The organism is Vibrio sp. 1F169 (assembly GCF_041439605.1).
Lineage (GTDB): Bacteria > Pseudomonadota > Gammaproteobacteria > Enterobacterales > Vibrionaceae > Vibrio > Vibrio tasmaniensis_A.
Genome location: NZ_JBGOOI010000169.1, coordinates 1 through 1,368 on the forward strand (window position 1 = coordinate 1; position 1,368 = coordinate 1,368).

Sequence of the window (1,368 nt, forward strand, 5' to 3'; positions counted from 1 at the left end):
CCATCTGTTCGCCAAGTGTTAAAACCGCCACTAAGTAGCCAACCAAAGGCATGAGGTTTAATGCCATCGTTGCCTTTTCTACACCGATACGCTTGAAAGAATACAATTGAATCAAGTAGCTACCACCAGAAATGCCTGTACCTAAGAAAATAAGCAGTGCAATCAACAGCGGGCTAGAGAAAATAATGTAAATCTGAGACAAGTCCAAGCCCATGGTCAACACAACGATAATGCCCATCACAGCAACCGAAATGTATTGGTACAGCATGGAAACCACTGAGCCGTATTTGTCCGCTAAGCTAGCACGTAAATGTGCCGTCCACGCTAAAGCCAGCATCGAGCATGTCACGTAAACATAACCCAGCAGCGGAGTACCGCCTTCAATGGTGTTTGTTGGCCCGACACTCATTGCGTAAATACAAACTGCAGATGCGATGAAAGCGCCCCACTGAATCTTGTTCATACGGAAGTTCATAAACATCATACCGAAGAAGACTGTCGCGAACGGCTGCATACCTTGGATAACACCGTTTTCAGTCGCACCAATATGAGAAAGAGAAAGGAAATTAAAAAGTGAGAAAACCCCTTGTCCCACGATGCCGCAAAGCGCAATACGTCCAATATCTTTGGTATCGATCTTTAATGAAGAACCTAAGTCTGCACTTAAGTTTTTGCTACGTGATGTAAAAAAGAAAATGATTGATAGGCCAATTACCGCGGTAACGTAGCGGAAAAATACCAATGTCATCGGATCAACAGCCATAGAAAGCGGCTTAGAGACCACCCCTGTTACGCCCCAGATACAGGCAACGGCAATGGCGGCAGTCCATCCTAAAAATGTGTCTCTGTTTGTTGTGTTCATTTTTATCTTCCGTAATCTTATTTCTTATTGAATAAGAGCGATGCATCACCGCCCAGTTTTTTTATAATTTTTATGTGCTGACTCTGGAGTCCAGAGCCAGCTTTTGTAGGGTGTTAAATTTGTAAGGTGTTAAGTTTTGAGCTAAATAATGATCAGTTCTGGCTCTGCGCGTTTGCTTAACCATTCAGCGCCGTCTTCAGTAATCACGATATTCTCTTCGTGAACCATTGACTTACCCGGTGCGTAAACCATGCCCGGTTCTAATGTCATCACCATACCCGGCTTAAGTACTGTGTTGTCGGTAGCCGTGTTAGACGGGCGCTCTGTCAGCTCCATACCTAAACCATGACCAAGACGACCAACGTCGTTGCCCAATGCACCATTGGCTTCTAATACTCCCCACATCGCGTTGTAGATGTCAGTCGTGGTTGCGCCCGGTTTCGCAGCCTCAAAGCCTTTCGTGGTCGCTTCGTAAGTAGCGCGGTATGCCGCTTTGGTTTGCTCAC

The 1,368-nt window shown here is 45.7% G+C and carries 2 protein-coding genes; both read right to left on the reverse strand.

The features are described from left to right. Window positions 1-862, reverse strand: an 862-nt coding sequence (locus ACED53_RS23390; protein WP_371693337.1) for a DMT family transporter, incomplete at its 3' end; no start/stop codon positions are given. Window positions 863-1,003: 141 nt separating this feature from the next. After that, the coding region (locus tag ACED53_RS23395; protein WP_371693335.1) for a M24 family metallopeptidase at window positions 1,004-1,368 on the reverse strand (365 nt) is incomplete at its 5' end.